Origin of the sequence: Mesorhizobium sp. YR577 (assembly GCF_900116595.1) — a bacterium.
Taxonomy (GTDB): Bacteria; Pseudomonadota; Alphaproteobacteria; order Rhizobiales; family Rhizobiaceae; genus Mesorhizobium_M.
In genome coordinates, this window is sequence record NZ_FPBI01000005.1 from 81,082 (window position 1) to 104,895 (window position 23,814).

Here is a 23,814-nt window from a genome sequence, read left to right on the forward strand (position 1 = left end):
AGGCCGGCGCCTTATTTCCGAAGTGTGATCCATACCGGTGCATGATCGCTTGCGCCGTCCATTCCTCGAACGTCCCTGTCGATCCCGGCTCCGTTGAGCCGTCGTGCGAGCTTTTTGCTTAGAAGAATATGGTCGAGGCGCAGGCCGGCATCGCGCGGCCAGCGGTTTCGCCGGTAATCCCAGAATGTGTAGATGAGATCCTTGGGATGAACCTTGCGGATTGCGTCGAGCCAACCCTGGTCGAGAAGACTGTGGAACGCTGCGCGGCTCTCGGGCTGGACCAGCGCGTTGTCGTCGTAGGATCGTGTCGGATAGATGTCGCGTGGCTCCGGGACGACGTTGTAGTCGCCGGCAAGCACGACAGGCAGCCCCGTCGACAATAGCTCCGTGGCGTGGCTGATCAGGCGATCGTGCCAGGCAAGTTTGTAGTCGAATTTCGGGCCGGGCTGGGGGTTGCCGTTGGGTGCATAGAGCGACGCGACCAGGATGCCGTTCACGGCCGCCTCGATGTAGCGGCTCTGTGCATCGGATGGATCGCCCGGCAGTTCGGTGCGGGTCAGCACGGGTTCGCTGCCGAGCGCCAGGATGGCGACGCCATTCCAGGCCGACTGCCCGCGCCAGACCACGCCATAGCCCGCCGCCTCGATCGCAGTTTTTGGAAACTGCGTGTCGGGCGCCTTCAATTCCTGCAGGCAGACGATATCGGGTTTGGCCGATGCCAGCCACGCCAGCAGGTTTTCAAGCCGCCGGTTTACGCCATTGACGTTGAAGGTGGCGATCTTCATGCCGGTCGCATGGTCAGCGAGGCAGCCTGGCGACCCATGCCGCGACCGCATCGGCAAGCGTCTTCAGGTGATCGGCGGCAGAAAAACCCGATACGCTCTTGCGAGGTTTGAGGTCGTGATCTCCATCCTCCAGCCACAGAATATCAATGCTGTCGGAGAGCTGATAGGCTGGAAGTTCCTCGCGGGTGCCGAATTCGTCGCGTGTTCCCTGGCAGATCAAGGTCGGCGTTCTCAATCCGGCAAGATGCTTGGTGCGCAACTGTTCGGGCTTGCCTGGCGGGTGAAAGGGGTAGCCGAGGCACAGAAGCCCGGCGATCTTACCGTCGGCATGAAGATCATCCGCGACCATGCTGGCGACCCGTCCGCCCATGGATTTTCCGCCGATGATGAGCGGCCCTTTCGCGCCGAGTTCGGCCACGGCCGCCTTGTATTCCGGATTGAGCGTCTCGGCACGGGGAGGGGGCTTGCGGCTGTCGGAGGTCCGGCGCGCGGCCATGTAGCCGAACTCGAAGCGTGCGACGCGAAACCCGGCCTCAGCTAAAGCCTTGGCCGTGGCTGTCATCGATGCGGAATCCATCGGTGCGCCGGCGCCGTGCGCGAGGAGGATGGTGACGCGAGCATCATCCGGTCCATCGAACAGGAACATCTCAGCCTGCCGTTCGCTGGGCAAGCTGAAGGTCGACAAACTGAATGCCGCGGGCAGCGGTTCGGGCCCATTCGGAATCGCCGTCGAGCTTGAGATAGCGCTCCCACCAGCGCCGGGCTTCGCTGAGATTGCCAGCGTCGAATTCAAGCTTCGCGAGGTTGAAGATTGCGTCTTCGTATGTGCTGTCGAGTTCGATCGCCTTGAGAAGGTGGCGGCGCGCGGAAGCGATCCGGCCGTCCTCGCTCATCAGCCCGGCGAGGTTGAACCACGCCTCAACGAAGCTGGGATCGAGTTTGATGGCGCGGGTATAGTCCTGCGCGGCATCGGACGGCAGGCCGGCCGCCTTCAGGCAGTTCGCTCGGTTGAAGGCGGCGACGGGGTCGTTCGGATCGATTGCGAGATAGCGCTGGTAGAAGGCTGCAGCCTCCGCATATTGGCCTTCCTGCTCGGCCGTTTCGGCCTGCAGGAAGATATCCTCCAGTTCGGCTTCGCCGGGAATTCCAAGTTCGAACAGCATTTGGCCGTCGAGTTCACTCAGACCCTCGGCTCGGCGCGCATAGATCGCGTCCGCTCCCTCGTGGTGGAGCGACAATGCCGTAAGCGACTTCACCGGCCCGGATCGATGCACCGATCTTGCGATCGCGCTCCAGGAAGCGCCGCTTGAAACCAGCCCCGCATATTTCCGGGCCAGGATCAAATCCCGGAAGGAGTAAGGCTCGGCGTCATGCTCGAAAGCGTCGAACAGGGAAAGAAGCTTGAGCGTCCGCGGGGACAGCCCGGACTGGTCGACTAAAGACTGTTCCGTGAGTGCTGATGCCTCCGGCGAGGGCATCAGCCCCAGCAGCCGAAGAAACCCGTTCTCGCTCAGGAGCCGTGTGCCCTGGCTCGTTCCGGTATCGAACAACGCTTCGATCTCGATCTCGCTTGCCCGCATGAGCAAGCCGCGGCCAAAGACCAGATGCGACATCCGGCGGGTCAAGCCCCGCCGGAGATGACCCTTTTGCCGTTCGACCTCGCGCGCGGCCATTCGCCTTGGAAAGGCAGAGAGCGCGCCCACGATGCCGAATATCTGGCCGGCAACCGCCATCAGGCTTTTTTCTTGGCAGCCGGTTTCGCCGCTGCGGCAGGGACGGCCTTTTCCTTGGACTTGGCTGCCGGTTCGGCCTTGGTCTTGCTCTTGGCTGCCGGCTTCGATTGCGACAGGCTCGCCTTGAGAGCATCCATGAGGTTGATGACATTGCCGCGTTCGGGAGCCGCCGCGACGATCGGCTTGTGACCCTTGAGCTTCTCCCGGATCATCTGCATCAAGGCGACCTCGTAGCGATCCTCGTAGTTCTTGGGATCGAAAGTCGTCTGCTTCTGCTGGATAAGCGCCTCGGCGAGTTGCAGCATCTCGGCATCCGGCTTTCCGACCGGGATGTTGCCGAAATACTCGGCCGTACCGCGCACTTCGCTCGGATTTCGCAGCGTACAGACGAACATGCCGGTTTCGCGAGCGCCGATGGTGATCACCCGCTCACGGCTGGACAGGACGAGGCGTGCGATCGCCAGCTTGCCGGTCTTCCGCAACGCCTCTCGAAGCACGACGAATGTCTCTTCAGCCATAGCGCCGTCTGGCGCCAGATAATAGGGGGCGTCCTGATAGATGACGTCGACCGAGCCTTCGTCCACGAAGGCTTCGATGTTCATCGTGTGCGTGGATTCGATCTTGATGCTTTCAAGATCGCTATCCTCGATGATGATGTATTTCTTGTCTTCGTATTCGTATCCCTTCACCAGATCGGATCGTTCGACCAGGCCCAGTTCAGGATCGACAGGCTTAATATTAATCCGGTTGTGGGTCTTCTTGTGAAGCTGATTGAAGCTGATGCGTTCGCTCGTGCTCGTGGCGGGATAGAGCCTGACCGGACAGCTCACGAGACTGAGTTTAAGGTAACCTTTCCAGCTTGCCCTGGGCGCCATGATCGTCTCCTACGCGGTACTACGATGACTTCCTGCTTTCAGACAATAACGGCAAATCCCTAGCGAAATCTTCAATATCCGCCCAGGGGTCGCCCGACGTGGCCAAGAGGCCAGGCAGCGAAGAATAGTTCAAATCCTCTGGAGCGTCGATGGTTTCGAGATCGGTCCAGCTTACGGGGGTCGATGCAGGCAGGTTTGTGCGTGCCCGAAGAGAGTAGGGGGCAGCCGAAGTGTGCCCGCGCGCGTTGCGGTGAAAGTCGATGAAAATCCGCTTTATGCGATTGTCCTTGCCCATCGTCGTGGTGAAGGTCTGGGGCGCGCTGGCGGCAAGCTGGCTGGCTATGGCGCTGGTTGCCTGATGGACCTTTTTCCAGATGAGCTTCGGCGTGATGGGGACGACCACATGGATGCCCTTGCCGCCCGATGTCTTGACTAAGGGGACGAGACCGAGCCCTTCAAGCCCTGCACGGATGTGAACAGCCGCCTCGACCACCTCCCGCCAGGCGATGCCTTCGCCCGGATCGAGATCGAAGACTATGCGATCGGGCTTGTCGAGCCGTTTGCGATATGATCCCCATGTGTGGAATTCGATGACGCCGAATTGTGCCAGCGCGAGATAGCCCCTCGCGTCTTCTACCGAGATATAGGACTTCGTCTCGCCTTCCGAATTGGTGGAGTCGAAGGTTGCCATCGAGGATGGCATGCCGGTGAAGGCATGGCGCTGGAAGAAGCAATCCGCGAGCTTTCCCGTCGGGCAGCGGAACAGCGAAACCGGCCGGCCGAGAATATGCGGCAGCATGAAGTCTCCGACCATGGCGTAGTAAAGCGCAATATCGAGCTTGGTCGGACCGGACTTGCCGAACAGCCGGCGCGTTGCATTGGTGACCGAGATGCTTGCGAGATCGGCGTCCGAAATCAGCCGTTTGCGCTTCGTCGAGACAGGCGTGGTAAGCTCCACGTCGCGAAGGCTCTTGAACACTGCGTGGCGAAGCGCGTTGTCGGCCGTGCGGTTTGCATAGTGGACATGCGCCGACAGCACCGGGCGGACCCAGATGATCTCCTTCGGCGCACCCTCGAGCTTGGTTGCGCCGTCATGCAGGGGCTCCAGCCGGGCAAGAAGTTCTTCCTGCATATCGGCATCGAAGCCCGTGCCGATCTTGCCGCGATACTGCAGTTCGCCGTCCACCCATTCGGCTGCGGCAAGGGCGGCGAGGCCTTCGGCCGCTTCGGAAACCGTGTATCCGGCAATGACGAAATCGCCTGCCATCAACGCCTTGGTCTTGGTCCAGGTTTTTGAGCGGCCGCTTTGATATGGCGCTGATGCGCGTTTCGAGACGACCCCTTCGAGCCCCAATTCCGAGACCTTTTCGTAGAATGCGTGTCCGTCGCCATCGACATGGTCACTTAACTGGATCGCCGAATTTGTGGTTATGTGCCCGGCCAGGAATTCGGAAAGCAGATCCTTGCGCCTTTCCAGTGCAACCTTGGCAAGGTTCCAGCCATCGAGATGGAGAAGGTCAAAGGCATAGAATACCAGCTTCTTGCCGGGTCCTTCCGACAACGCATCCTGCAGCAGCGAGAACCGGCTGATGCCCTTGTCGTCCAGCACGACGATTTCGCCGTCGATGACGACGTCGCGGCTCGGCAGCCGCCGAAATTGATCCGGCAGGTCGCCGTAGCGCTTCGTCCAGTCCAGTCCGCCTCGCGTGATCAGCCGCACGGTGTCGCCGGATACATGCGCCATCGTCCGGTAGCCGTCGAACTTGATCTCATGCAGCCAGACCTCTCCGGTATCACCGCCGGGCGGAGCGGCTATCTGGGTCGCGAGTTGGGGCTCGATGCGCGTCGGGGCGTCTCCCTTCGTGACGCCCGGAAGGGAGCCGGGATCGAGCCTAGCCTGCTTGCGCACCGGTTTCGGCTTCTGCACCAGTTCTTCGATCCGCCGGCCGGACTTCACGCTTTCCGGGCGCTTGGCGAGGATGTCGATCTTCGTGTCGGCGGCGAGATCGCGCTCCTTGAACAGGAGCCAGTTGCGCTGGTCGTCTTCGCCCGGCTTTGGCTTCAGCCGCGCCAGCATCCAGCCGCCATTGAGTTTTTCGCCGGCCAGACGAAACTTGAACGCACCGGTCTTCAGGCTTTTCTCGATATCGTCCATCGGCGCCCAGACGCCTGTGTCCCAGACGATCATCGGGCCGCCGCCATATTCGCCTTCGGGTATGACGCCCTCGAAGTCGATATATTCCAGAGGATGGTCTTCGGTTTCGACCGCAAGCCGCTTGTCTGCCGGATTGAGCGAAGGCCCCCTCGGTACGGCCCAGCTTTTCAGCACGTCGCCGACCTGCAGCCTCAGATCATAGTGATCCGCAGTCGCATGATGCTTGTGAACGACGAAACGGCTGCCCGTATCGCCTGAAAGATTGCCGGCGGGCTCAAGCGTTTTCGAGAAGTCCCGCTTTTTGCGATAGGGCTGCAGCTTCGATGTCGCCATGCCCTAGCGTATGGGCAGTCCGGTCAAGCCGCAATGTTCCAGTTCGATCAAGCGATACGTCACAATCTCAGCGACGAGGATTGTTCTCCTTGCCTTGAGCGCAGGCACCGAGAATCGCTTCACGCAGTTCCTCGCCGGCGATCGGCTTGTGCAGGATACGAACTCCGCTCGCGCTGACTTCCTTGAGGCGCGATGGCGAGGTGTCGCCGGTAATGATGATGGCCGGGACACGGCGGCCGATGTGGCTGCAAAGCGTCTGGATCGCTTCCAGGCCCGTGGCGCCCCGACCCAGGCGGTAGTCGGCGATGATAAGATCGACCGGCGCGTCTCCGGTTCTCAAAGCTCCCGCATGGGTCTTTCGCACTTCTGCAGCAGATCGGCCGGCATAGACACGGTGCCCTTCCAGCGTGAGCAGCCGGACCATGGCGTCGAGAACATCTTTTTCGTCCTCCACGACCATGATGCCGACGGGTGCGGTGATGCCGGCGGGTAGTGTCTCGCTGCCCTGCAAAGTGGCCTCTACCGCGCCGGCTTTCGGAACCGTCACGGAGAACATCGAGCCGCGCCCGGGCCTGGAAACCAGCTTCAACGGATGTCCGAGCAGTTCCGTCGTGCGGCGAACGATGGCGAGGCCCAACCCCAGACCTTGCGTGCGGTCCCTTGCCGGGTTCTGCAACTGCACGAATTCCTCGAAAACCATTGCTTGCTGATCGGCGGGGATGCCGGGGCCTGTGTCCAGGACCTGTATTTCCACCAGATCGCCGCGCCTGCGGCAGCCGAGCAGAACGCCGCCTTCCTTGGTGTAGCGAAAGGCGTTCGACACCAGGTTGTTGAGGACCCGCTTGAGCATCATGGGGTCGCTGTCGACCCGCAGCTCGCTGTCGACGACACGCCATTCAAGGCCGCGCTGTTTTGCTTCTGCGGCAAACTCGTTGCCAAGATCGCGGAAAAGCTCACGCAGTTCCACCGCTTCGTTGGCAACCGTGACGATCCCTGCGTCGAGCCGGGAGATATCGAGCAGCGCGTTCAGGAGCCCGCTGAGATTGCCGACGACGGATTTCGCCCTGCTTGCCAGGTCGCGAGCCTCACCGGAGGGTACATTGCCGCGCTGGCCCAAAATGGCGAGCGTGGAAACCAGCAGGCTCAAGGCATGGATCGGCTGGCGCAGATCGTGACTGGCCGCCGCCAGAAAACGCGTCTTGGCGCGGTCTGCCGTCTGTGCCCGGTCGCGTTCTTCCTGCAGGTGGTCGACCAGATTCTCATTTTCCAGTCGCAAACTGACGGTTTCGCGCAGCATCCGGTAAGTGATGCGGCAATAGTAGAAATTGATCGCCACAAGGGATGCGAGCAGGAACAGGAAGGCGCCGGAAATATCGCTTTCGGTCATGATGCAACGGGCGGCAATCGGCACAACGGTCGCGAGAATCGAGCCGATGAGCGCCGGCGGAAAAGCCGAAAGCGACGGCACCGTGCCGCAGACGAGGCCGGTCAGCACGATAACCGTGAAGGAAAGCACGATGGGTGCCTCGGGAAGGAACCCCGCCCAGCCGAGAGCGCCCCACAACAGGCCCGATACCCATGAAAAGCTTGCTGCCAGCCACGCCCATCGCATGATCGAGCCGGCATATCTTTTGCTGCTGAAAAAACGGCGGGAGGCAAGAACGCGTATGGCGGTGAGCAGATAGAGTGCGCCAAGCCACCCAGCCAGCCAATTCGCGGAAACGGCATTCCTCAGCACGTATACGGCCGCGAGAGAAATGACGATGTTGGAGATGACCACGCCGTAGGAGTTGCGATACAGAAGCTCGATGAGAGCCTGGCGAATCTTGTCTTCCTGCATCAGGCCCCTCCAAGCGCCGCGCGAACATCGTCCGAACGGTCCTTACCCAAAAACGATTGATCTATAGGCAACTTGTTTCCCATAAGTTGGCGCCCAGGGAATTTCCGCTGACCAAATGATTCGCCCGCTCACCGCCATTCTTGCCGACGACCATGCCATTGTCCGTGAAGGACTGAAGCTGCTCATCTCGGTGATGGAAAATGTGTCTGTCGTTGCCGAGGCGGCGGACGGCGAGTCTCTGCTGGGCCATGTGCGCGGCACGCGCGCCGACTTGCTGATCCTCGATCTCGGCATGCCGGGCGTTGCCGGAATCCAGTTCATCTCCGACATAAGGGCTCTTGCGCCCCGAATGAAGATTCTGGTTCTGACGGCCAATATCGAGCCGAGAACGGTGCGTGCTGCCCTCGATGCCGGCGCCAGCGCCTATCTGACCAAGGACGGCGACCCGGAAGAACTTGGCGCAGCCATCGAGGCGGTGAAGAACGGCGGAACCTATCTGGCGCAGACCGTTCGCTTCGCAATCAGCGAGCCGGCTCGAAACAGCAGGCCGCAGCCGGCGCAGGAAATGCTGTCGCCAATCCCGCTGACGCGGCGCGAGCATCAAATCCTGACGCTGGTGGCGCAAGGCATGACCGCGCGGGAAATTGCGGAGCGGCTGGGCATCAGTCCCTTGACCGCCCGCAAGCATCGGGAAAACCTGATGCGCAAGCTCAATCTCCATAGTGCCGCCGAACTGACCGCCTACGCGGTTCGCCTGGGACTACCCGCTGGCTGACAGGACCGTGCAGGGCTTCAGGGCTCGCAATTCCGGGTAGCATTCTCTTAACCATCAACTGATTATCGGACAGCGACGGCCGTTCAAATACGGCATCTGCCGTATGTCTTCCTCCCGGAGCCGAGCCTATTCCTCCCGCGGCTGAAACATGTGGGAGGAGCCATCATGCCGTCGCTGGATCTGTGGATTCCGTTTGCCATCGCAACGCTTGCCTTCGCTTGCGTGCCGGGGCCTGCAATTCTCTATATGACCGCGCAGACTCTCGCACATGGCCGCCAGGCAGGCCTGATGGCGGCACTTGGCGTTCATCTCGGCTGTTACGTGCATATCATAGCCGCGGCAGTGGGGCTCGCCGCGCTGATGGAGCATGCGCCGGTCGTTTTTTCGATTATCCGGTTTGCGGGCGCGGCTTACCTCATCACGCTCGGCCTTGCCATGTTCCTCGGTTGGAACCGCACGGGCGGGGATGGTGCCCGGCCGGCGCCGAATACATTTCGTGACAGCATGGTCGTTGAAATCCTCAATCCCAAGACCGCGCTGTTCTTCCTGACCTTCCTGCCGCAATTCGTAGACCCGTCGGCCACCATTCCCGTCGGACTGCAATTCCTCATTCTCGGCATCATCGTCAATCTCACCTTCTCGATCGCCGATCTCGCCGCGGTCGGCATCGCCTCACTCGCGCTTGGCCGGGTCGCAGCCGGCGGGGCAGGGTGGATGGTCCCCAAAACCTGCGGCACGATCCTCATCGGACTGGGCGTGGCGCTTGTCAGCCATCATGTCTGATCCTGCAGAGAACGCGAACAGCCGGCTCCCAAATGCCGGGCTTTCCGATCCGAAATACGGCATCTGCCGTATTGTTCGAGCGCGCGCCGTCGCGGAAGTTCCGTTCTGTCTTTTCCTCGTCGTTTCATCTTTCTCGTGCGGTGCCGATATTCCCGCAAGCTCTTTCGGAGTGACCCCATGAACAGCCGAAATCGCAGCGCGAGCCATATTGCCGCGCTTCTCTTGTCGACTGCGCTTTGCGGCAGTTTTTCCGGCATCGCCAGCGCTCAGACCGCAGGCGACCCGGCCAATCCGGAGACGTGGAGAACGCCGGAATATCTCGCGCAATGGGGGCTGGAGACGATCAATGCGGCCGACGCCTATGCGAAAGGCGTCGACGGCAGCGGCGTGACGGTGGGGGTCGTCGACAGTGGCTTTGACACCAACCACCCTGAGTTTGTTGGCCGCTATGTCGACGGTATTACCTATGATCCTTCAAAGCCGTGGAATATCGACACTGACGGCCACGGAACGGGGGTTGCCTCTGTCATCGCCGCCAATCGCGATAGCATCGGCATGCACGGGGTGGCTCCGGGCGCGACAATTGCGATGGTAAACGTTGACGGCGATGACGGTTTTCTTAATGACTTGGGAGCGCAATATGGCATCTCGCTGCTCGTTGATCGCGGCGTCCGTATCATTAACAACAGCTATGGGTCATTTCCGTCCATCACCGATACAATGACTAAAGAAGACGAAGAGTATCTTGCGAGGAGCCTCGCCGTTTATCGGCGAGCTGTTGCGGCTGATACTCTTCTGATCTGGGCAACAATGAACGACGGCCGGGATCAACCGAGCCTGGAAGCTGGCCTGCCATATCTATTTCCTGAACTCGAGCGCGGCTGGCTGGCGGTGACCGCCGTTGGACCTGATTACGTGCCAGACTGGGCAAACCGGTGCGGTGTGGCAAAAAACTGGTGCCTCGCAGCCCCAGGTGGAGGCCCCGGGTGGAAATGGAATCCGAGTATTGGCGATTATGTTTGGCACGGAGTGGCTGACGGGATTTATGTCGCCAAACCGGATGGCGGTTACCAAAAGACCCTCGGCACATCATTCGCCGCGCCGCATGTAGCCGGTACTGCCGCACTGGTTGCGCAAATGTTTCCTTACATGACCATGGAGCAAGTGCGCCAGGTTCTGCTCGGCACGGCCTGGGATGTCGGCGCGCCCGGTGTCGATGAGATCTTCGGCTACGGCCTGCTCGATGCCGGCAAGGCGGTGCTCGGGCCTGGCAAGTTCGATTGGGGCGATTTCCATGCCGTGATCGACGAAGGGGAGAGCTGGTGGGAAAACGACATCACCGGCGATGGCGGACTGATCAAGTCCGGCAATGGCGTGCTCATTCTCTCCGGTGACAGCACCTATCTCGGCGACACCCGTGTCGATAGCGGCATTCTCGTCATCGGCGGCAGTATCGCCTCCGACACCTTCGTCGAGGCGAACGCCCTACTCTCTGGCGACGGCACGATTTTCGGCAACGTCGACAATCACGGCGGGGTTTTGGGTGGCTGGAGCCGCGACGGCGGCACGCTGACGATAGACGGGAACTATCGGCAGCGTCAGGATTCCTGGCTGTTGGTCGAGCTTGGCGCGCCCGATGGCACAAGCCGTCTCGACGTCAGCGGTACCGCCACCATCGAAGGCGGGTCGCTCGATATCAGGTTCGGCCCCGGCGGCTACAAAGGCGATGAACGCCACACGATCATCACGGCCGGCAGCGTCACCGGGCAGTTCGAATACATCTGCAGCTGCTACGCATTCCTCGATTTCGATCTCACCTATGATCCGACGAATGTTTATCTCGACGTAGCGCGTAACAGTGTCGCCTTCGCCGATGTCGCCACCACCCGCAATGGCGCGGCGGTGGCCGGCGGCATCGAAAGTCTCGGCGTGAACAACCTTTTCTACGGGATCATCACGACCCTGAACGAAGAGGAAGCAGCCGTCGCCTTCAACCAGCTTACCGGCGAGGTTCATGCCTCGCTTGCCGGCACGCTCGTCACACAAAGCAACCTCATCAGTGATGCGGCTTCGTCGCGCCTTCGCGCCGCCTTTGCCGATGCGGGTGCGCCGGCACTGCCGGTCATGGCTTTTGGCCCGGACGGGCCGGAACTCGCGCCTGCCACGACCGATCGTTTCGCGGTCTGGAGCCAGGTGCTCGGCGCCTGGGGCGAACGCGATGGAACGGACAATGCGGTAGGGCTGGAGCACTCCATCGGCGGCGTGCTGTTCGGCGGCGACGCGGCTGTGGGCGACGCCTGGCGGCTCGGCGTGCTCGGCGGCTACAGCCAGACCACATTCGAGAGCCGGCAGACCTCCTCGTCAGGCTCTTCGAAGAATATCCACCTCGGCCTTTATGCCGGCGCCGAATGGGGCGCTGTTGCCCTACGGACGGGCGCTGCCTACACATGGCACGACATCGAAACCCGGCGCGCGCCTCGTTTCAGCAGCTATTTCTATGATTTCGACGGCAGGCCCACCGCCAGCTACGACGCGGGCACCGCGCAGGTCTTCGGTGAACTCGGCTATCGCCTGTCCGCCGGCAATCTCCGCCTGGAACCTTTCGCCGGACTGGCGCATGCAAGCGTCAGGTCGGACGGCTTTGCCGAAACAGGCAGCGGGATGGGCCTCGTTTCCGCAGCGTCCACCACGGATGTCACCTTCACGACGCTCGGCGCACACGCCGCTACCGACTTTGCCATCGGAAGCCTCGGCGCAACCGCCCGCGGCATGCTGGGCTGGCGGCACGCCTTCGGCGACACCGTGCCGACCTCCACCTTCGCCTTTGCCGGCGGCACGCCTTTCGCGATCGAGGGTCTGCCGATCGCCACGGACGCGCTCGCGATCGAAGCAGGACTGGATCTTCAGATAGCAAAGGCCGCAACGCTCGGCTTCGCCTATGCCGGCCAGCTTGCCAGCAAGGCACAGGACCAAAGCTTCAAGCTCGACCTAGCCGTGAGGTTCTGATCCCTATCGACCTGAAGAGCTTCAGTTTTTCAGGTCAGGACGGCGATTTCAGAAGTAATTGTCAGTGGGTCGCCGCTGCATCATTTCTTTGATCGAGGAGTTGACCCGCAATCCGCGATTGCGGCGCAGCCCATTGCCGGCAACTGTGCTTGTCTCGCGGGCAGGCACTTGCTTTGCGGCTGTCTTGCTATTTAAATCGATATAACTTGCAAAGGTCACATGAGGAGTGTCCGATGGAAAGCATAGCAGGCAGATTGTCCTACCTTTCCATCAAGTGCCGAAGAAGACCGTTATGGCGCATTGCGCTTGGTGGTTTGCTGGGCCTGACCTTCAGCCTGTCCGGCAGTGCCTTCGCCCAACAGCCGCCGCCGCCAACCGTAACGGTCGCCAAGCCTGTGGTGCGCGATATCGTCGAAGACGATGAATTCGTCGGGCGTTTCGATGCGATCGACGATGTCGCGATCCGCTCGCGCGTCGCCGGCTACCTGGCGGACATACATTTCCGCGACGGCCAGATGGTGGCGAAAGGCGACCCACTTTTCACCATAGACCAGCGCCCTTACCAGGCCGCCTTTGACGCGGCGAAGTCGCAGGTGGATGTGGCGACGAGCCTGCTCGAATTCTCCAAGATGCAGCTCGACCGGGCCGAGCAGCTGGCTAAGTCCGGCAATCTTTCCGCCTCCACGCTCGATGACCGCCGGCGCGAGTTCCTCTCCGCGCAAGCCCAGCATCAGGGCGCCGAGGCCGCATTGCGCACCGCCAGCCTCAACATGGAATTCACCGAGATCAAATCGCCGCTATCGGGCCGCATTGGCCGGAGGCTGGTTTCGCAAGGCAATCTCGTCCAGCCGGACTCGACCCTGCTCACCACCATCGTCGCGCTTGACCCCATCGACTTCTATTTCGACATCGATGAGCGGGCCTACTTCTCCTATGCCCGCGATGCGCGTCAGCGCGGCGGCTCCATTCAGGAAGGAGGAGGCGGCATCGACGTTTCGGTTCGCGTGGCCGACCAGAACGAGGCGGCGGTCAAAGGCAAGCTGGACTTTGCTGAGAACCGGCTGGACGAGGCGACCGGCACGATGCGCGCCCGCGCCCGCTTCGACAACAAGGAGGGGATGCTGCAGCCGGGCATGTTCGGCCGCATCAATGTGCCGGGTTCGTTGCCGCATCCCGGCGTACTGCTGCCGGACGAGGCGATCGGCGCCGACCAGAACCGCCGCATCGTCTTTGTTGTCGACCAGGCGGGGCTGGTTTCCACAAAGCCGGTCCGCACCGGCCCGCGCATCGACGGCTATCGTGTTATTCGCGAAGGCCTGACGGGCGATGAAACCGTCGTGGTCAATGGGCTCGTGCGTGTGCGTCCGGGCGTCACCGTCAAGCCCGAAGCGATCACCTTGCCGCCCAAGGCCGAAGGGCAACCGCAATGAGGTTCTCTCATTTCTTCGTCGACCGCCCGATCTTCGCAGCGGTCCTTTCGATCGTGCTTCTGATTGTCGGCGGCATCGCCTACACGCAGCTTCCGGTCGCCCAGTATCCCGAGATCGCCCCGCCAACGATCGTGGTGCGCGCCGCCTATCCCGGCGCGGACGCCGAAACAGTTGCAGCTACCGTCGCGACGCCGATCGAGCAGGAAATCAACGGCGTCGAGAACATGCTCTATATGTCGTCCTACTCGTCGGAAACCGGCGCGATGGCATTGACCATTACCTTCGAGATCGGCACCGACCTCGATCAGGCTCAGGTGCTGGTGCAGAACCGCGTCTCGGTGGCCGAGCCGCGCCTGCCGGAAGAGGTGCGGCGGCTCGGTGTGACGACCGCCAAGAGTTCGCCCGATCTCATGATGGTCGTGCACATGCTGTCGCCGGACGACACCTACGACCAGCTCTATGTCTCGAACTATGCGCGCACGCGCATTCGCGATGTGCTGTTGAGACTGGACGGCGTCGGCGACGTCATCATCTTCGGCGAACGCGAATATGCGCTGCGCATCTGGCTCGACCCTGAGAAACTGTCGGCATATGGCATGACGGCCGGCGATGTGGTCGAAGCATTGCGCGAGCAGAACGTGCAGGTTTCCGGCGGTTCGATCGGCGCGCCACCGGTCACCGGCGGATCGGCCTTTCAATATACGGTGACGACGCAAGGGCGCTTCAATGATGCCCGTGACTTTCGTTATGTCATCGTCAAGTCGACGGAAGGGCGCCTGATCTCTCTGGAGGATGTGGCGCGCATCGAACTCGGCGCCAAGGACTATGTCACCAATTCCTATCTCAACGGCAAGCAGGCGGTGGCGCTGGGCATTTTCCAACGGCCCGGAACGAATGCGCTGGCGGCGGCCGACGAGATCCAGAAAACTGTTGCCGATCTGGCGGCGGATTTCCCGAAAGGCCTCGCCTACGAGATTGTCTACAACCCAACCGAGTTCATCGCCGAGTCGATCAACGAGGTCTACAAGACGATCGCCGAAGCGATCCTGCTGGTCGTCATCGTCATCATCGTCTTCCTGCAATCATGGCGCATGGCGATTGTGCCCATTGTGGCGATCCCGGTGTCCTTGATCGGCACATTGGCATTCCTTTATGCCTTCGGGTTCTCGCTCAACATGCTCACGCTCTTCGGGCTCGTGCTGGCGGTCGGCATCGTCGTCGACGACGCAATCGTCGTCGTGGAGAATGTCGAGCGAAATATCGCCTTGGGGCAGACGCCGCGGCGCGCTGCCCACCGAACGATGGACGAAGTCGGCACCGCGGTGCTTGCGATCTCGCTGGTGCTGATTTCCGTCTTCGTGCCGACGGCATTCATCCCCGGCATTTCAGGCCAGTTTTATCTCCAGTTCGCCATCACCATCGCGGTCTCGACGGCGATCTCCGCTTTTAATTCGCTGACGCTTTCACCGGCGCTGGCCGCCACCTTGTTCAAGCCTCACCACAATGGCGAGCACTCAAACTTCTTCCTGGCCCGGTGGGGCCGCGCGCTTGCGGACGGCTTCAACAACGGCTTCGACAAGCTTTCGCATGGCTATGCCAAGCTGGTGCATCTGCTCGTCGGTTCGTGGGCAGCGTTGCTTACAATGCTGCTGGTCTTTGCCGCCTTGATCTACGCCACGGTCTTTATGCTGCAGACGGTGCCGCGCGGCTTCATCCCGCAGATGGATCAGGGCTATGCCATCGTCGTCGTGCAATTGCCGGAAGGCTCGTCGCTGGGCAGAACCGACGCCGTCGTCCAGAAGGCATCGGAGATCATCAGGAAGACGCCCGGCGTCGCCAATGCCGTTGCATTTGCCGGCTTCTCCGGTGCGACCTTCACCAATGCCAGCAATTCGGGCGTGATCTTTGCAGCCTTCAACAGCTTCGAGGAAAGACTGAAAGAAGGTCAGTCGTCCGGCCAGATCATCGGCAACCTGTATGGCAGCCTGCAATCGATCCAGGAGGCGTTCATCATAGCTCTGCCGCCGCCGCCTGTGCCCGGCATCGGCAATTCGGGTGGCTTCAAGATGATGCTGCAGGAACGCAACAGCGCCGACATGCGGCCGATACTGGCGCTCGCCTATGAGATTGCCGGCAAGGCCAACCAAACGCCGGGTCTGACGGGTGTGTTCACCACTTTCTCGGCCTCGAGCCCGCAGTTCTTCCTGGAGATCGACCGCGACAAGGCGCGCATCCTCAATGTGCCGATCCCCAACATATTCGAGACGCTGTCGATCAATCTCGGTACTGCCTATGTCAATGATTTCAATGCGTTCGGACGCGTTTATCAGGTCCGGGCGCAGGCGGATCAGGCGTTTCGCCTGGAGCGCGACGACATTCTGAAACTGAAGGTCCGATCGGCTACAGGCGCGTTGGTGCCGCTGGGCACTCTGGTGGAGATCCGCGACGTGACCGGGCCGTCGCTGGTGCAGCGCTACAACATGTATGTCTCCGTGCCGGTGCAGGGCAACGCCGCGCCGGGCGTCTCCACCGGTGATGCGCTGAAGGCGATGGAGACGGTTGCAACGCAGACGCTGCCGCAGGGAACGTCGTTCGAGTGGACGGAACTTGCCTTGCAGGAAAGCCAGACCGGCAACACGGCGATCCTGATTTTCGGGCTGTCGGTGCTGTTCGTCTTTCTTGCGCTGTCGGCGCAGTATGAGAGCTGGATCATGCCGTTCGCGATCGTGCTCATCGTGCCGCTCGGCGTGCTCGCGGCACTCATCGGCGTGGCCTTCCGCGGACTGGACAACAATGTGCTGGTGCAGATCGGCCTTGTCGTGCTTGTCGGCCTCGCCGCCAAGAACGCCATCCTGATCGTCGAGTTTGCCCGGCAGGGCCAGGAGCGCGGCGCGTCTGCCGTCGAAGCGGCAGTGGAAGCTGCCCGGCTGCGATTGCGGCCGATCCTGATGACCGCTTTCGCCTTCATCCTGGGCGTCGTCCCGCTGATGATCGCCACCGGGCCGGGCGCTGAAATGCGGCAATCACTGGGTACGGCGGTGTTCTCAGGCATGCTTGGCGTGACGATCGTCGGCCTGTTCCTGACGCCGGTGTTCTACGTGACGCTTCGGCGGCTTTTCCCATACCGGAAGCTGGAGGAAGAGGCGGCGGTGGTTCGGGGGGCCGATATCTAAAGCCAGCGGCAGCGATCGTCGGATATGCCTGCTCTTCCAGAATTATCCGCGATCCGGCTTGTTTGGCGAAAATCGACTGAAACAGGGAGAGACGATCGATGTTCTACGCCATCCTGGCTTATCACGAGGAAGGAGTGGTCGAATCCTGGACCGAAGAGGAGGATGCGGCGCTGATGGCTGATCTGCTTCAGGTCAACGATCGTCTCGTCGGGGAAAAGCGTCTGGGCCCGGCCGCACGGCTCGGCCCGACCCAGGGTGCCGTGACCTTGCGCGGGGAGGGTGCCGGTTTGGTCACGGACGGCCCCTTTGCCGAGACCAAGGAGCAGTTGCTCGGCTTTTACGTGGTGGATTTCCCGACGCTCGAGGCAGCCGTCGCAGCGGCGCGCGACCTGCGTCGCGCCAATCCGACGGCGGTGTATGAAATCCGGCCGATTTCACTCTATGTCCCCGGTGCGCCGCTGACGGCCCGGGAGGAGAGCTAGCAAGCTTCTCTCACGCGTCCTCGCTATCCGCTCCTTTTCCTGCATCGTCTTCGTTTTTGCCGCGGCGCCAATAGGAGACAATGAGATTTTCTTGCTTGCTCAGGCCGCGTTCCTTGCGGAGATAGGCGCGGATCGCGCGAAAGGCTTCGAACTCGCATCCCGCCCAAGCGTAGACGGAAGTGCCATCGGCTGGAAACGCTGTGCGTCGCACGGCATCGGCTAGCAATTGTGTGGTGCCTGCTGTTGCCCCATTGCGGCAGAGCCATTCGACCTCGATTCCGGCCTTGAAGGAAAGCGGCTGGATTTCACTTTCGTCCGCGACTTCGATGAGCGCCTTGCCGCGAGCATTTTCCGGCAGGTTTTCCAGCATGCGCCCGATTGCCGGCAATGCAGTCTCGTCTCCCGCAAAAAGGTACCATTCGGCCTCGACGAGGCCGCCACCACCCGGTCCGACGATGCCGACCTGATCGCCGGCCTTTGCGTGTTCGGCGAATGTCGATCCCGGTCCTGCATCGGCATGGATCACGAAATCGATATCGATTGTGCCCGCCGGAAGGTCGAACGAGCGCACAGTGTATTTGCGGAATGAGGGCCGGCGTTCCGGATCCTGCCATCTGACGAGACCATTAGCGCCGACGCTTGGCCACTGCGGCTCGGTCAGGTCAGGGTGCTGGACCAGTATGTTGAGATGCAACGCGCTCATATCGGTGAGCCGGTCGATATTCGCGCCCGAAAACGTGATCCGGCGCATATGTGGCGTCACGCTGCGGACACCGACGATCCGAAGGATCTGGAAGTTGGGTGGGCGTACGAAATCGCCGCCATCGCCTGTCCATGAGATCTCCGGGGTCTGACCTCCGGCGAACTCGACGATATGCGAGGCAACCGTCAAGCGGATGAAATAAAGCTCTTCAAGGCTCGCGGCGGTGGCATCGATACGCATAACGTCGGCCTCATGCGAAAAACGGGCGCGCGAATTGGCGAAACGCACGACGTGTTCGCCATTGCACGCCTCCACAGATGCTCCGTGCTCGACCATATGTTCGCAAAAGGGGGCGATTACCGTTTCAGGGTCGGCAAGAGCGATGCGGGCCTGCGCGACAAATTCCTTCATCACCGAAACTCCCTTTGATCTGTCAGTTATTCTTTGAAATCGAGGCGCGGCGTGATGCATGCGGCACGACGCCGTCGACCATGATTTGAAGCCGAGCTTCGGAGCAGCGCTCCACGCGCGCCTCGATCTCATAGACCTCGGCCAGCATCTTCGGCGTGACGATTTCGGCTGGCGGGCCGGCGCTATGCAGCGCGCCATGCGCCAGCACGACCATCTCGTCCGCCCATTGAGCTGCGAGCGCCAGATCGTGCAGAACCGCCACCACGATCCGGCCGGCGGCGGCATAATCCTTGACCATGCGCATGACGAAGAATTGCCGGGCCAGATCGAGCGCACTTGTGGGCTCATCCAGGAGCAGGACGGCCGGTTCGCAGGCGATCGCCTGTGCGAGGCTCGCCACCTGTTTTTGCCCGCCCGAAAGCATGTCGAGCCTCCGGGAGGCAAGATAGGAAACGCCGAGCCTTTCCAGGACGCCCAGCGCGCGCTCCTCGATGGGTTGACCGCCATCGCAGGCACCCGTCACCCTCAGTGCGGCGATTATCGTTTCGAGGACGCTCAGCGAAACATCGTCGGGCAGGCTTTGGGGCATGAAGCCGATCATTGTCGCGCGCGCGGCCGGCCGCATGTGCATGAGGTCGATCTCGCCCAGCCTTATTTCGCCGCGCGCGCTGATCAAATGCGCCATGGCGCGCAGGAGCGTGGACTTGCCCGCGGCATTCGGTCCGACGAGGGCGACGAGCCGTCCGGGTTTCAGCGGTGGCAGGCTGAGTCCTGCGATGACGTTCCGTGCGCCGTAGCCTGCATGAAGATCCCGCACGCTCAGAAAAGCGTTTTCCTTCGCCTTCATCGGCTTGCCCCATACTGGCGCAGCACAAGCACGAAGAATACGGGCAGGCCCACCAGCGCCGTCACGATCCCGATGGGTATCAGCACGCCGGACACGATCATCTTTGAGGCAAGGGAGGCCAGCAGCATGACCAGCGCGCCGACAGCCATACTCGCCGGCAGCAGGAAGCGGTGGTCCTCGCCAACCAGCATGCGCGCAATATGCGGCCCCACGAGCCCGACGAAGCCGATAATCCCCACAAAGGCTACGGCAGTCGCCGAAAGCAGGCTGATACGCAAAAGAGAGGTCAACCGCAGCCGGCCAATATCGACGCCGAGGCTTCGGGCACGTTCTTCGCCGAACCGCAGGACCGTGAGGCGCCAGGAAGCCGCGAATGAAAAGGGAGCCGTTGCCGCCAGCACGATGAATACGATCAGTGCGCTGTGGCTATCGGCGCGTGCGAGGCTGCCCATGCTCCAGAAAACGAGTTGCTGCAGCGCGTCCGCAGATGCCACGAATTGCAGGAGCGAAAGCAGCGCACCGGCAGAAAAGCCAAGCGCTATGCCGAAAAGGATCAGCGTTTGCGGGCCTGCTCCGCGTATCCTCGCCAGCACGTGGATCAAACCGAGCGAGGCGAGCGCGAACAGGAAGGCATTGGCCGAGATAGTCCAGCCCACGGGCACGAAGGGGAACGACAATCCAAGCACGATGGCAACCGCGGCTCCGAGCGCCGCGCAGGAGGAAACGCCCAGCGTGAACGGTTCTGCCAGCGGATTGCCCAGTATGGTCTGCATCTCCGCGCCTGCCAGCGCAAGGGCCGCGCCCACCAGAAGCGCCATCGCGCTCGTCGGTACACGAACCTGCCATACGATCACGTCGATGCGGCGGGCGACATCGCCAATGCCAAACAGCGCATTGAGCGTCTCCCGGACCCCAAGTCCGGAAGGCCCGACCACGAGGTCGGCAAAGAATGCGACCATGCAGATCGAGACGAGCAGCAGGGTGAGCAGGATGCGGCGGCGTCTCGTCCGGCGGTAATGCAGGATCGCGCTTTGATCAACTGTCGGGCTCATGGCTGTTGGCGGACCGTCTCGTCTTCGAGGCCGATCCAGAACGTGCCTTCGATCGGAACCGCCATGAACCGGCGGTTTATTTCGGCCAGCGTCTCTGCAGGATCGAGTTCGGCGAACAAATCCGGATGCGTCCATTTTGCAAAGCACTCGAGCACAAGCACGTTCAGTGCCGAGATCGAAAGCTGATGCGAGACGGCGAAGGCGCGTCCCTCGCGCACGGCGGTGAGTTCGCCCAGAAGGTGGCGGCCGACCACTGAGCGCAGCGAGGCGCGCGCCGCTTGAGCATCGATCCCGCCGCCGACCACAAGGCCGCCCTGTGCCGCCAGATGCGGCCCTCCCGTGCCGATATAGACTTGCGGATCCACGCCCAATACGTATTCGGCGCTCAGCTGGCCATCATATCCGGGCACCGTGTCGGCGCCGATGCTATGGCCGCCTGCGAGCTGCATAAATTGCGTCAGGCGGTTTTCCGCGCCGGGTGTCGCGCAGCAAAGCGCGCCTGCATGGGCATCGATGATCACGTTCGGGCGCTGCTCGACACCTTTGAGCCGCTCGGCCACGGCCTGGTAGTGCTTCATAACGAAATCGGCAAATTCGCCGGCCTGCACCTCCCGTCCGATCGCTTTGCCCAGAAGCCTGATCGAAAAGGATGTAGCTTCGGCAGGGTCTCGTGCGGCGTTCTCGGGCCCGTCCAGGAAGATGACGGGGACACCGGCTGCGTTCAACCTTCCGGTCACGCTTTCCCAACCAGGCTGCCAGAGGCTGACGACGAAGAGATCCGGGCGAGCACTCAATATCGTCTCGACGGAAACGTTGGCGGGAACGACGCCACCAACGACTGGAATATCGTCTATCGCCGGAAACCGCTTGCGGAACGCCTCATACATTCCGCGATCGACGCGCCGTGGCGTGGCCCAGCCAGCAAGTCTGGCCACTGGGTCGGGGTCGATCAGTGCGAGAGAGAGCAGCAACAGACTTTCATTGGTCACGATACGCGTCGCGGGTGCGGCAAGACGCACCTCACGGCCCGTAGCATCGGTCAGTACGATCTCGGCGCGCGCGTCGTGAAGGCCACCCCATACTATCGCGAAGAGTGCAGCGAGAAGGACAAGGCAGTAACGGGCGAGGGCCGCTGAAAACCAGGCGGCCCCTTTCACGCTCAGGCGGTATGGATGCCTCACCATGTGTATTTCAGGTTGGCCGTAATCGCGCGTCCCGCCCCGTAATTACAGCTGCCGCCGGTGATGTTGAGGCAGTGCGAAACGTATTCCTCATCGAATAGATTGGTAACGTTGATCCTGAGTTTGGTGCCTTCGAGGTCCTTGCGAATGCCCCCGAAATCATACTCCGCGCCGATATCGACCAGTGCGCGTGCCGGGATGCGCAACTGCTCCAGATAGGTAACGTCGGTCTGATAGGACGATGTCGCCCGCACGCCGGCGCTCAGCGACAGGCCCGGCACGCTGTCGGGGCTGTAGATCGCCCACAGGCTTGCCTGATGCTCGGGCAAGCGCAGCATTTCGCGTCCGACCGAAACCGGGTTGTTGGATTGCAGAACCTCGGAGTCAGAGTAGGCGTAGGCGGCCATCAAGCTGATTTCCGGGGTCAGTTCGTACTTGCCCTCGATCTCGATGCCGCGGACGCGCTGCTTTCCACCCTGCACATACTGGCTCGGCCGCGTCGGATTGGGATCGGTCGGGGCAGGCGTCAGCGCGTTCTCATGCGTCAACTGGAACAGCGACAACGTCACCAAGCCGCGACCGCCAGCGGGCTCATATTTGACGCCGATCTCGAACTGGTCGGCGGTCTGGGCCTCGAAGGGATTTCCAGACGGGTCGGTTCCCAGAAGAGGCAGGAATGAGGTCGAATAGCTCGCATAGGGGGCGAGACCGTTGTCGAACAGATAGGTCAAGCCTGCGCGTCCGGTCAGCGCATTGTCGCTGGTCGTGACGGTCGGTGCACCGGTTATCCGATTGGTGGTGTCGATATCCGACATGTCGTAGCGCAGGCCGAAGGTGCCGACCCAGCCGCCGTAGCGCACCTGGTCCTGCACATAGAGACCGACCTGGTCCTGCTTCTGCAATGCTGACGCTGTCACAGGGGCTATGGGGATGGGCTGGCCGTATATGGGATCGAGATAATCAATCCCCGGCACCGAGACACCCCATCCGGTGTTGCCGAAGTTGGTGTCGGATATGCCGCGCACGTAATCCAGGCCGAACAGCACCGTATGGTCGAGCGCGCCGGTCTGGAACTTTGCCTCGGCCTGCGTGTCCACCGCAAAGGTCGAGGTCCAGTCGTCGGAGATGGCGGAAACCCTGTCCAGGTGGCTCGACGGCGCACCCGAATAGGCGAATGCCGGATTGACCAGCACCAGATCCATATGCTGATCCGAACGACCGTAACGCAGGTTTTGACGAACGGTCCAGGTCTCGTTGAAGGCGTGCTCGAATTCATAGCCGAGATGGAAATAGTCGCGTTCGAAGCCGCCCCAGTCCGGGTCGCCGAGAAATACATCACGCGGGATTTGCCCGGCCGGGTTGGGAAGCAGTGTTCCGATCGCAGGATAGAAGCGCGGGCTGAAAACCGGCCGGTCATGCTGGTAGTAGCCATACAGCGTCAGCGACGTTTGTGCCGTGGGGCTCCAGGTCAGGCTTGGCGCCAGCATCAGCTGCCGATCGCGCTCGTGGTCGATCTGGGTGTTCATGTTCTTCGCAAGCCCGGTCAATCGGTACGACCAATCACCGTCTTCCGTCAGCGGGCCGGTCATGTCGACCGCGCCCTGGATGCCGCCGAAGCCACTCGTTTGTAGGGAGGCCTCGCGATAAGGTGTCGACTGAGGCCGCTTGCTGACCTGATTGACAAGGCCCCCGGGGACGGTGCGTCCGTAGAGCACGGAGGCCGGTCCTTTCAGCACTTCGACGCGTTCAAGCGCGTAGGAGTTTATGCTCGGCGTGGCGTAGTTGTTCGGATCGCCGGCGACGGCCAGCGCATCGAGCCACATCGTGCCATATGAGTTGAAACCTCTTATGTAGAGCCAGTCATAGCGCACGTCATAGCCATTCGGGTCGGCAAAGACACCGGGGGTGTAGCGCAGAGCCTCTGCAACCGTGTTGGCGCCCTGCGCATCCATCTGATCACGGGTAATCACGCTCACCGCCTGCGGCGTTTCGAGAATGGATGTGTCCGTCTTGGAAGCGCTCTTGGCGCGTTTGGCGACTATTCCCGTGCCGGACCCGCCACCCTCAACGACAACCGTGTCGAGCGTCGTCACGCTGGTATCGGGCGTGCTGGCGGACGCTGCGTCCCCGCTCTGCTGGGCATTGGCAGGCAACACGAACGCGCCACAAACACCGCAAATCACAGTGGATGCCAGCAACAGAGAGCGGCGTTTGGCTCCCATCGATGATTGCACTTGCAAGATATCCGTA

At 61.6% G+C, this 23,814-nt stretch carries 17 protein-coding genes; 6 read left to right on the top strand and 11 right to left on the bottom strand.

Features of this window, described 5'->3' with window-relative positions; genetic code table 11:
• Window positions 1–11: 11 nt before the first annotated feature.
• From BM413_RS08840 to BM413_RS08865, 6 genes are all read right to left on the bottom strand, one after another.
• Window positions 12–785, bottom strand: a complete 774-nt coding sequence (locus tag BM413_RS08840; RefSeq protein ID WP_091912846.1) for an exodeoxyribonuclease III — start codon at window positions 783–785, stop codon at window positions 12–14.
• A 13-nt stretch (window positions 786–798) separates the two neighbouring features.
• Entirely contained in the window at window positions 799–1,431 is a 633-nt protein-coding gene (locus BM413_RS08845) for an alpha/beta hydrolase family protein (protein WP_091912455.1), read from the bottom strand.
• Window position 1,432: 1 nt separating this feature from the next.
• Window positions 1,433–2,518: a tetratricopeptide repeat protein gene (locus BM413_RS08850; RefSeq protein WP_091912456.1), complete on the bottom strand. Its 1,086-nt coding sequence runs from the start codon at window positions 2,516–2,518 to the stop codon at window positions 1,433–1,435.
• On the bottom strand, window positions 2,518–3,393 hold the full coding sequence (locus tag BM413_RS08855) for a non-homologous end joining protein Ku (protein ID WP_091912458.1): 876 nt from the start codon (window positions 3,391–3,393) through the stop codon (window positions 2,518–2,520). Before BM413_RS08855 ends, BM413_RS08850 begins: the two co-directional genes overlap by 1 nt.
• A gap of 19 nt (window positions 3,394–3,412) precedes the next feature.
• Window positions 3,413–5,881 carry a DNA ligase D gene (gene ligD / locus BM413_RS08860; RefSeq protein ID WP_091912460.1) on the bottom strand — a complete coding sequence of 823 codons (2,469 nt, stop codon included), beginning with the start codon at window positions 5,879–5,881 and terminating at the stop codon, window positions 3,413–3,415.
• Window positions 5,882–5,948: 67 nt separating this feature from the next.
• Entirely contained in the window at window positions 5,949–7,721 is a 1,773-nt protein-coding gene (locus tag BM413_RS08865; RefSeq protein WP_091912462.1) for an ATP-binding response regulator, read from the bottom strand.
• 115 nt (window positions 7,722–7,836) lie between these two features.
• On the opposite strand from BM413_RS08865, the gene BM413_RS08870 reads away from it, so the two are divergent.
• The 6 genes from BM413_RS08870 to BM413_RS08895 all read left to right on the top strand — a co-directional run bounded on the left by BM413_RS08870 (window position 7,837) and on the right by BM413_RS08895 (window position 17,370).
• On the top strand, window positions 7,837–8,496 hold the full coding sequence (locus tag BM413_RS08870) for a response regulator (RefSeq protein ID WP_091912464.1): 660 nt from the start codon (window positions 7,837–7,839) through the stop codon (window positions 8,494–8,496).
• A gap of 165 nt (window positions 8,497–8,661) precedes the next feature.
• Entirely contained in the window at window positions 8,662–9,279 is a 618-nt protein-coding gene (locus BM413_RS08875; RefSeq protein ID WP_091912466.1) for a LysE family translocator, read from the top strand.
• 177 nt (window positions 9,280–9,456) lie between these two features.
• Window positions 9,457–12,285 (top strand): autotransporter domain-containing protein, encoded by a 2,829-nt coding sequence (locus BM413_RS08880; protein WP_091912468.1) that lies wholly within the window; start codon window positions 9,457–9,459, stop codon window positions 12,283–12,285.
• A 233-nt stretch (window positions 12,286–12,518) separates the two neighbouring features.
• The gene (locus BM413_RS08885) at window positions 12,519–13,715 is read left to right on the top strand and encodes an efflux RND transporter periplasmic adaptor subunit (RefSeq protein WP_091912470.1); all 1,197 of its coding nucleotides are present in this window, start codon (window positions 12,519–12,521) and stop codon (window positions 13,713–13,715) included.
• On the top strand, window positions 13,712–16,888 hold the full coding sequence (locus tag BM413_RS08890) for an efflux RND transporter permease subunit (RefSeq protein ID WP_091912472.1): 3,177 nt from the start codon (window positions 13,712–13,714) through the stop codon (window positions 16,886–16,888). Before BM413_RS08885 ends, BM413_RS08890 begins: the two co-directional genes overlap by 4 nt.
• Before the next feature lie 98 nt (window positions 16,889–16,986).
• Complete coding sequence (locus BM413_RS08895; RefSeq protein WP_091912474.1) at window positions 16,987–17,370, top strand: YciI family protein; 384 nt, start codon at window positions 16,987–16,989, stop codon at window positions 17,368–17,370.
• A 10-nt stretch (window positions 17,371–17,380) separates the two neighbouring features.
• Here the strand turns inward: BM413_RS08895 and BM413_RS08900 are convergent, their stop codons facing one another.
• Genes BM413_RS08900 through BM413_RS08920 form a run of 5 tightly spaced genes read right to left on the bottom strand, consistent with a single transcriptional unit; the run spans window position 17,381 to window position 23,717 of the window.
• Complete coding sequence (locus BM413_RS08900; RefSeq protein WP_091912476.1) at window positions 17,381–18,484, bottom strand: siderophore-interacting protein; 1,104 nt, start codon at window positions 18,482–18,484, stop codon at window positions 17,381–17,383.
• Between the two features lie 22 nt (window positions 18,485–18,506).
• Window positions 18,507–19,331: an ABC transporter ATP-binding protein gene (locus BM413_RS08905; RefSeq protein ID WP_091912478.1), complete on the bottom strand. Its 825-nt coding sequence runs from the start codon at window positions 19,329–19,331 to the stop codon at window positions 18,507–18,509.
• Complete coding sequence (locus BM413_RS08910; RefSeq protein WP_091912480.1) at window positions 19,328–20,383, bottom strand: FecCD family ABC transporter permease; 1,056 nt, start codon at window positions 20,381–20,383, stop codon at window positions 19,328–19,330. Before BM413_RS08910 ends, BM413_RS08905 begins: the two co-directional genes overlap by 4 nt.
• A complete protein-coding gene (locus BM413_RS08915; RefSeq protein ID WP_091912482.1) occupies window positions 20,380–21,567 on the bottom strand; it encodes an ABC transporter substrate-binding protein in 1,188 nt (395 codons plus the stop codon). Before BM413_RS08915 ends, BM413_RS08910 begins: the two co-directional genes overlap by 4 nt.
• Window positions 21,561–23,717: a TonB-dependent siderophore receptor gene (locus tag BM413_RS08920; protein WP_244537813.1), complete on the bottom strand. Its 2,157-nt coding sequence runs from the start codon at window positions 23,715–23,717 to the stop codon at window positions 21,561–21,563. Before BM413_RS08920 ends, BM413_RS08915 begins: the two co-directional genes overlap by 7 nt.
• Between the last annotated feature and the right edge of the window lie 97 nt (window positions 23,718–23,814).